The organism is Flavobacterium sasangense DSM 21067 (genome assembly GCF_000686885.1).
GTDB classification, from domain to species: Bacteria; Bacteroidota; Bacteroidia; order Flavobacteriales; family Flavobacteriaceae; genus Flavobacterium; species Flavobacterium sasangense.
On the sequence record NZ_KK366034.1, the window covers coordinates 68397 to 77169 of the forward strand.

Annotated in this window: 8 protein-coding genes and 1 pseudogene; all 9 read right to left on the reverse strand. The window is 33.2% G+C overall.

Going from position 1 to position 8773, the window contains the following annotated elements:
* Positions 1-2 precede the first annotated feature (2 nt).
* On the reverse strand, positions 3-1256 hold the full coding sequence (locus BP92_RS0114980; protein ID WP_026704796.1) for a TolC family protein: 1254 nt from the start codon (positions 1254-1256) through the stop codon (positions 3-5).
* A pseudogene (locus tag BP92_RS17510) lies at positions 1243-4470 on the reverse strand (efflux RND transporter permease subunit). The gene BP92_RS0114980 and the pseudogene BP92_RS17510 overlap by 14 nt, the downstream one beginning before the upstream one ends.
* 92 nt (positions 4471-4562) lie before the next feature.
* The gene (locus BP92_RS0114995) at positions 4563-5036 is read right to left on the reverse strand and encodes a heme-binding domain-containing protein (RefSeq protein ID WP_026726774.1); all 474 of its coding nucleotides are present in this window, start codon (positions 5034-5036) and stop codon (positions 4563-4565) included.
* A gap of 1 nt (position 5037) precedes the next feature.
* A complete protein-coding gene (locus BP92_RS0115000) occupies positions 5038-5763 on the reverse strand; it encodes a DUF3347 domain-containing protein (RefSeq protein WP_084329804.1) in 726 nt (241 codons plus the stop codon).
* A gap of 19 nt (positions 5764-5782) precedes the next feature.
* Entirely contained in the window at positions 5783-6436 is a 654-nt protein-coding gene (locus BP92_RS0115005; RefSeq protein ID WP_026726776.1) for a class I SAM-dependent methyltransferase, read from the reverse strand.
* 7 nt (positions 6437-6443) lie between these two features.
* Positions 6444-7253, reverse strand: coding sequence for a hypothetical protein (locus BP92_RS0115010; RefSeq protein WP_026726777.1), 810 nt, complete (start codon positions 7251-7253; stop codon positions 6444-6446).
* Positions 7253-7750: a heavy-metal-associated domain-containing protein gene (locus BP92_RS0115015; RefSeq protein WP_026726778.1), complete on the reverse strand. Its 498-nt coding sequence runs from the start codon at positions 7748-7750 to the stop codon at positions 7253-7255. Before BP92_RS0115015 ends, BP92_RS0115010 begins: the two co-directional genes overlap by 1 nt.
* Before the next feature lies 1 nt (position 7751).
* The gene (locus tag BP92_RS0115020; RefSeq protein ID WP_026726779.1) at positions 7752-8216 is read right to left on the reverse strand and encodes a TlpA family protein disulfide reductase; all 465 of its coding nucleotides are present in this window, start codon (positions 8214-8216) and stop codon (positions 7752-7754) included.
* A gap of 6 nt (positions 8217-8222) precedes the next feature.
* The coding region (locus tag BP92_RS0115025; RefSeq protein WP_026726780.1) for a DUF3347 domain-containing protein at positions 8223-8773 on the reverse strand (551 nt) is incomplete at its 5' end.

Sequence of the window (8773 nt, forward strand, 5' to 3'; positions counted from 1 at the left end):
AGTTACTTAATTTCGAGTTGTTTTTCGATTTCGACCTGAGTGTTTAGTATGGACTGCAATTTGTCGAGAGCGTCCATTTGGGCCATGTTCAAAGCTTCCCATGCGTCTAAGACAATGAACAAATCACCAGTGTTATTTTGCCAAGCCAAAACGGCGGTATCATAATTTTTGCGCAATGAAGGGATGATGCTTTTTTCGGAGATATTGTATTGTTTATTGAGGTTAGAAAGCTCTGTATTCATGCCCGAAATCATTCCAACTGTTTCATTTAAAATCATTTGTTTTTGCCAATTGAGACTTTCATTTTTAATTTGAAAGCTACTGATATTGGCTTTGTTCATTTTTGTTGACCAAGGCATGGGGATAGTCATCATGCCCATTAGTGAGAATTGCTGTGGCTGTTGTCCAAAAGCAAACATGTGGTCATATTTAACTCCAAATTCGGGTAGAAATTTTGATTTTTCTGCATCAATTTTCAGTTGGTTTACTTCCATGGTTCTTTTGATGGCATTTATATCACTTCTGTTTTTGGAAATTGATGAGGTGTCCAATAGTTGTGAATTGTATTCCTTTAGTTCGAATGCTTCTTCAATTTCAAACACCATATTTTTATCTCTTGACATTAGAGTGTTGAGCATAATTCTTTTTTGTGAAATATCATTCTGAAGCATTATAATCATACTTTCTAACTCATTATATTGAGATTTTGCTTTATAATAAGTGGGGAGTTTATCCATATTGTACTGGTATCTTATTTCCATGCTTTTTATCATGTATTTTAAGAGTAGTAAGTTATCATTGGCCACTTTGACTTTTTTGTTTAGTACAAGCCATTGATAATAATTTGTCTTGGCTATAGCATAAAGCTGATTTAAAGTGTAATTTTTGTTTTCTTTTTCAACAGATGACATTGCGTTCATATACTTGTATTCGGCATTTTGTTTTTTTGAATTGGGAATCATTTGTGAGACTCCAATCATATAACTGCCCATGCCAGGACTCATATCATCTGCTTTCCACATTTTGGTATTGTAGGGCGTCATAAAAAAACCGGTTTCTACTTGAGGTGCCATCCAGCTTTTAGCCCCTTTTGCAGCAGCATCCATACTTTGGATATCGGCATCATACATTTTTAGCTGCGGATTATCGGTTTTGATTGTGCTCAAGATATTATCCAGTGAAACAATCTGTGCATTAGCAATTGTAAAGCTTAAAATCAAAAAGCTTATAACGATATAATATTTATTCTTTAACATCTATAAGTTCTATTTTGCCTTTAGTTTTTAATTCGTGAAGTTTCACCATTTCAAAAACAATAGGAGTTACTAATAATACATAAATTGTAGAAGTAATTGTCCCACCAATAAGAGGAACTGTGATAGGTAACATTACATCGGCACCTGTACCTGTTGCCCAAAGTATCGGAATAAGACCAAATAAAGAAACAGAAACCGTCATTAGTTTTGGTCGCAACCTTTTGGCTGATCCATCAATAATATATTGTCTCAATATTTCTTCGGTGATAACCTCTTTGCTATTTCCGTATTTCTCAACCATTTTGTTCATCGATTCATTTAAATAGATCGTCATTAACATAGCTGTTTCAATGGCCATTCCGAAGAGGGCAATAAAACCAACCGCAACCGCAACAGATAAATTTATTCCGTAGAAATAGACCATAAAAACACCACCGATTAAAGCAAAAGGCACTGTTATCATTGTAATGAGGGATTCTTTCATGGAGTGGTAAGTAAAATATAAAATAAGGAAGATAATTATCACCACAATTGGTAGTATCATGCTTAGCGTTTTATTGGCTCTCAACTGATTTTCCCACTGGCCACTCCATTCAATGTAATATCCTTTTGGCATTTTAGACATCATTGAATTTAATTTTTTCTGAGCTTCTTTCACAGTACTACCTAAATCTCGATCACGTACATTAAACAGCACACTTCCTCGAAGCATGGCATTTTCGCTATTTATCATAGGCGGCCCATCGCTTATTTTTACCTCTGCAATGGTTTCTAAAGGAATTGGGCCATATTGCATCGTTTGGACTTGCAATTTTTTCAGTGCATCAATACTGTTTCTATATTCTTGTGCATATCTTGCATTTACAGAGAAGCGTTGTCGTCCTTCAATTGTAGTTGTCAGTTTCATTCCTCCGATAGCTGCTTCAACAACTGCATTAATATCGTCAATTGAAAGGCCGTATCTGCCCAAAAGCTCCCTCTTTGGCTCAATGTCAATGTACCTTCCACCAGTTATTGGCTCCGCATACAAATCTTTTACACCCGAAGTACCTTCGAGTGCTTTTTTGATTTTTTGAGATAGTGCATTAATGGTATCTAAACTTTCTCCATAAACTTTAATTCCAACATCTGTTCGAATACCAGTAGATAGCATGTTTATTCTATTAATGATAGGCTGTGTAAAGCCGTTGGTTACTCCCGGAATTTGGAGTTTATTATTTATTTCGGTTATAATATCATTCTTTGTTTTTCCTTCTCTCCATTCACTTTGAGGTTTTAATAAAATGATGGTTTCAATCATGCTAATAGGGCTATTATCTGTAGCAGTATTGGCTCTACCAGCTTTTCCCAATACATGGTCTACTTCGGGAATTGATTTTATCAATTTGTCTTGAACCTGCAATATTCTTTTTACTTCCGAGTTTGAAACATCGGGCAAGGTAACCGGCATGAAAAGTACTGAACCTTCATCCAATGGTGGCATAAACTCGGAACCTAAACGAGTAAACATGACTAAACCGATTAGTAAAGCTACTACATTAATTCCTAAAACCGTTTTCCTCCATTTCAAACAAAAAACCAAAATAGGAGTGTATACACTTTCCAGTTTTTTATTGATTGGGTTTTTATTCTCAGGACGAAGTTTACCTTTTAATAAAAAGCTTATAAGCACCGGTGTGAGTGTAATGGCTAAAAAAGCATCAACGATTAGAATGAATGATTTTGTCCAAGCCAAGGGACTAAATAATTTTCCTTCCATACCTGTGAGTAAAAAAACCGGTAGAAAAGACGCAATTACGATCAGTGTTGAGTAAAAAACACCCGGTCCTACTAACTTTGATGATTTTTCAATTAGTTGAAGTTTTTCATCAGAGGATAAAGGGTCGTGTTCCTTTTTAAATAAATTTTTAATTTTTTCTATCATCATACCAATTTACTTGTTATCAATCATTTCTTCTTGTTTCTCTGAGATTGTCCTGTAGGCGTTTTCAACCATTACAATTCCATCATCCACAACAACTCCAATAGCGAGTGCAATACCGGTTAATGACATAATATTAGATGAAATACCAAATGCTTCAAGCAATATGAAGCCAATTGCTACGGATATAGGAAGTTGAATTAAGATTATAAGGGCGCTTCTCCAATGGAACAGAAAAATTAAGATAACGAGTGAAACTGCTATCATTTCTTCTATAAGTGTTCCCTTGACAGATTCAATAGCTTTTTCGATTAACTCGCTTCTGTCATAGGAAGTTTTAAATTTCACTCCTTCGGGCAATCCTTTTTCAACTTCTTTCATCTTTGCTTTAACCGCTTTGATGACTTTATCAGCATTTTCGCCGTAACGCATTACCACTATACCGCCTACGACTTCCCCAGTTCCGTTTTGGTCAAAAATTCCAAGGCGTAAATCTCCACCCATTTGTACTGAACCTATGTCTTTTACCTTCACAGGGATAGAATTGTAATTTTTAATCGAAATATCCTCGACATCTTTACTGTTCTTTATGTAGCCTAAACCTCTAATGATATAAGACATATTACTCATTTCAAACTTTCGGCCGCCTACATCATTGTTATTAGCCTTAACAGCATTCATTACTTCCATCATACTGACATTATAATACTGCATTTTTAGTGGATCTAACACTAGCTGGTATTGTTTTTCAAAACCTCCAAAAGAAGCTACTTCGGCTACACCGGGAACTGTTTGCAGTGCAAATTTCACATACCAGTCCTGTAAGGCTCTTTGCTCTCCCAAGTCCATTCCATTGGCTTCTAAATGATACCAAAAAATGTGGCCTACTCCTGTACCATCAGGACCTAAGGTTGGAACAACATTTTGTGGAAGTAAACGTTGGGCATAATTTAATCGTTCCAACACACGGGTTCTTGCCCAGTAGGTATCTACATTGTCTTCAAAAATGATATAGACAAAGCTCATCCCAAACATGGAGGCTCCCCGTATATTTTTAACTTTTGGTATCCCTTGAAGATTAGAAACCAAAGGATAAGTTACTTGCGCTTCGATTACCTGTGGGCTTCTACCCATCCACTCGGTAAATACAATAACCTGATTTTCTGATAAATCAGGGATAGCATCTATAGGATTTTGTTTCACGCTATAGATTCCCCACACAAATAAACAAGCCGAAACCAGTAGCACAATTGCTCTGTTTCTAAGTGAGAATGTAATTAGTTTTTCTACCATTTTTGTCTTTTTTCTTCCTTTTAAATAAAATTAATCAATTGAGTCCTTTTACATTATGATATATATCACATATTCAAAATATAGGAGAGCACTTAATTTTCCGACAAACTGTTGTTTTCATTTATTGAATTAATCCAGGTAATTATTTCCTGTTTTTGCGCCTCATTAAGTATTGCATCATGATGTAATAGCGTGTAGGAACTTAAAGGCATATCACCCGATTTAATTTGTTTGCTTATTGCTTCTAACTCACTTTGCTGCTTTCGATTTGAATAACTGCCAAACTCATTAAAATTTAACTCTTTTTTCCCATCAGTAATATGTGTTTCTACAAACATTCTAGCTGGTTGAATGTAATCATACCAGAGATACTGGGTGTTATTACTATGGCAATCGTAACAAGATGTCTTTATTAGTTTTGAAATATTTGTTGGTGCATCGGTCGTGACCAGAAAATCATTTGTATAATCCTGCCCTGGATTTTGATTCAGGGCAGGCTGATAGAATTGTATTGCTATCAATACCAAAAAAAGTACTATACCTACTTTCTTTAATCTTCTTTTCATTTTATAACGTTTTTTTCAAACTACCACAAGTAAGCATCTTAGAGCCATAATATGGATTTTTGATTTCTTTGGATTCGCTGATCCAAATAGCGCCTTTACCGTCGTCATACATTGGACAATGGTCCTGATATAATTTTTTATTTGAACCCAAAAGTTTTATTAAATCATTGATGTCCTTACTTAGTATGGCAAAATGTTCTCTTTGATGGTCAATTTTACCTGCATTGTCGCCAATATGCTCTGCGTGTTCTTTAGCATCATCAGCAATGTCTAAGTACTCTTTTTTCTGATTTGCAGTAAGCGTATTGGTGTCGAATTGGTTGAATGATACCAATAATGCTTTTCCTTTATCTGCAGCACCTTTAGAATCATCGCTTACCAGTTTGTTTTTTAGGTTTATATAACTAATAATAATATCATTAACATAATCTGATGTAGCCACCGGAGAATCAGTGTCAAGGACTCCGACTTTTTCCGATGGATTATTCTGACTTGGTTCTTGGGTATTTTTATCAGGTTTAGATTGAGCGACAGGTTCTGTTAATTCCATACCACACTTGGAGCATTTTTCTCCTTTTTTTCCTGTTACTTCCGGATGCATTGGACAGGCGAATAATTCATTAGAACTTTCTTTGTTCTCTGTTGAGTTGGTTTCTGTTTCTTTAGCCTTGTTGTTACATGATACTATTGTTATCGCTAAAAAAGCTGTTAAAAAAAGTGTTTTCATAATATATTATTTTTAGTTATTAATTAATTTTTTCTGCTTTATAGTAAGAATAAGTGCCTATTGATGTATTGATATAGTCTACTTCTTGAACGTTTTTGAATCCTGCATCAGTAATGTATTTTATCATTAATCCATTTACATTATCAGTAGTAGTTTTGAAACCGTCTAATAATTGAACTAAGTAAAAAGAAAACCGCATCCATTTTGTTTTTGCTTTACCCCAATCTCCAATGATTAATTCTCCATTTGATTTTAGTATCCTATTGATCTCAAGCAAGCATTTTAATTTTGTAATCCTATCTAACTGATGAAAAACAAGAGAACTATAAATCTTGTCAAATGAGTTGTCTTCAAAGGGTAACTTATCTCCATCATATAAAAAAAGTGACGCTTCAATTCCTGCCTTATTTAATTTGTATTCAGCAATGGTTTTAATCTTGGGGTCGATGTCAATTCCTTGTATGTTACAATCAGGAAAGCGCTGTTTTAGAATAATGATATTTTGCGCGGTTCCAAAACCAAACTCAAGTATTTTTTCATTCTTTTGTGGATTGACCAAATCTACTAGCTTGTTTCTGAATTTCTTCTCAGGCATAGTTAATTTGATTGCTAAATCGTAGTAATCGCTTAAAAAATCATAACCTAATGCCGGAATAAATTTTGTTGTACTCATCTTGGTTTTATTTTGTTAAATCGAAAAAAGTATAGTACAGATTGAAATAAAATCCATTTGGAGCTGAGCGTACCATTGAACTTACCAATTCTTGACGATATGCAAAGTCCAAACGTGCTTGACTATTAAAAATAAATTGCACAGCAGGCATCACATCCAAATAAGATTTACCATTTTCATTAATAGTTTGTCCAACAAATTCAACCATTAAATTGATATTGGTTTGTTTGAAACTAGTGTACTTTTTAGGGTACATTAATTTTCCAAAAGAAAGAGTGTAATTAGTGGCATTATCTCCTAATTCGTTTGGAAATGGATAATCTGGTTTGTTGTCAAAAGCTTTCTCAAAACTTATTGAAGAACTAATTGCTAATTTTTTAATCAGTTTAGTAGCCACAATTCCAGATTCAAAACCCGTATTATGTCCCATGATTTCAATTTGTTCCTGATGTATGTCGGCATTATTGAAACTATATCTTCCAAAAGCTGCCATACGGAAATGACTGTTTAAATCATCTGTAGAATAAAAACGATATTTGACATAAAAGCTTCCTCCTTCTGTTACTAAATCATTACTTCTGTTACTCACAAAAGCAGATGCACGAACCATCAAATTTTTATTAATCCCATATGTAACTTCGGGCATCAGATGATAACTATATCCTGATTTAAATTCTTCTTTAAAACGTGATTGAAGAAGATTGACACCTAATGAGTTTGCCGGAACATTACTAGCGGGATCTGTGATTAGAAACAGTTCTTGACTTACACTTTTTTGAATACTGAATAATATTATTAGAATAAAAAACTTTCTCATTAGTTTAAAATTTTAATATGAAAATCATCTTCACTGTTTGCAACATAAGTCGAAATGTCCTTATATGATTTTGATAATTTTTTAAACTCTTTTTCTGTAACATAACCTTTATCAACTACTTGAAATTTAACAACTTCTGTAGTGTCTTTTTTGTCATTTACTAAAATGTAAGGACTTTTACTAATGGTTTCAGCTTTGGCAGTTATCACTAATGATCCAATAAAAAAACCTGCTTTTTCTACTTTTTCCTTAAATGTTTTTGGACTTAATTCATTTCCCTCTTTAAGAGTTACCGTGAATGTGTTGGTATTTAAGTCTGTTTCAACATTGGTAACTTCTGGTAATGCTTTAAGTTGCTTATTTATAGCATTTGAACACATTGAGCAAGTTAAACCCGTTGCTCTAATTTCAGCTTTTACAATTTGTGCATTACTTTTTATTGAAAACATCAAAACGATTGATGCAATTACTAGATATACTTTATTTATTTTTTTCATTTTACTTTTCTATTAATTTAATTATTTCTTCTTCTGTTGGATTTTTTGCAATTAGAACACCTTCTTCATTGAATAAAAATTTCGATGGTAATTCCTCTACACCAAATTGTATTGCTGTTTCAGCATCAAAACCTTTTGAGTCTATCAATTGGGTAAATTTAATTTTATCTTTTTCAACAGCTTTTAGCCATTTATTAGTATCTGTATCGATTGATATTCCTATTATTTCTATTTTATCTGAACTAACTTCATTATGTAGTTTTACTAACTTTTTATTGCCTAATCTGCAAGGACCACACCATGATGCCCAAAAATCAATTAATACATATTTCCCTTTAAAAGATGTAATATTTACCTCTGTATTACTAGTACTTTTTAATGCTATTGATGGTATTGTATCTCCAACATCAATCTGTGCAGTGGCTATATTAGTAATTAAAAAAAATGCAAAAATTATTCTTCTCATTTTAGATTATTTAATAGTTTCTACCGTTTTTCCACAAGTTAACATCATTGAGCCGTAGTAAGGATTCTTTACTGCATTTTCTTTACTTAACCAATTTGCACCTTTACCATCATTGTACATAGGGCAATGTTGGAAATAAACTGGAACCTCATACTTTGCAACTTTTAATAATGAATAAATGTCTTTTGATAATGTTGTAAAGTGATTTCGTTGTTTATTAATATCTTTTGATTTTGAAATCAGTTCAGTATCTTTTTTAATTTGATTTACAACTTTCATCCAAACCATATGAACATCCATATCCAATTTGTCCATTTTAACATTATTTATTGCAGTTAGTAATTCCTTTGAAGCAATTGAAGTTGTGTTACCATCAGAAGAAATCATAGCATCTTTTACCACAAAATAGTTATCAAAAACAACTTTAAGTTGGTTAACTTCTTGAAGTACCATCTTTGAAGTTTCATTGTGGTTTACATGATTATTATGGATTTCAGTAGTTTCTTCCACTTTGATTTCTTCTTTAACTGGAACTTTAGCAACTCTGTCATATTGAC

Coding starts and splice junctions, on each gene's coding strand:
- BP92_RS0115000 (WP_084329804.1), bottom strand. CDS start 5,763: ATGAAAACACTTTTTTTAACAGCTTTTTTAGCGATAACAATAGTATCA.
- BP92_RS0115005 (WP_026726776.1), bottom strand. CDS start 6,436: ATGAGTACAACAAAATTTATTCCGGCATTAGGTTATGATTTTTTAAGC.
- BP92_RS0115010 (WP_026726777.1), bottom strand. CDS start 7,253: ATGAGAAAGTTTTTTATTCTAATAATATTATTCAGTATTCAAAAAAGT.
- BP92_RS0114980 (WP_026704796.1), bottom strand. CDS start 1,256: ATGTTAAAGAATAAATATTATATCGTTATAAGCTTTTTGATTTTAAGC.
- BP92_RS0115015 (WP_026726778.1), bottom strand. CDS start 7,750: ATGAAAAAAATAAATAAAGTATATCTAGTAATTGCATCAATCGTTTTG.
- BP92_RS0115020 (WP_026726779.1), bottom strand. CDS start 8,216: ATGAGAAGAATAATTTTTGCATTTTTTTTAATTACTAATATAGCCACT.
- BP92_RS0114995 (WP_026726774.1), bottom strand. CDS start 5,036: ATGAAAAGAAGATTAAAGAAAGTAGGTATAGTACTTTTTTTGGTATTG.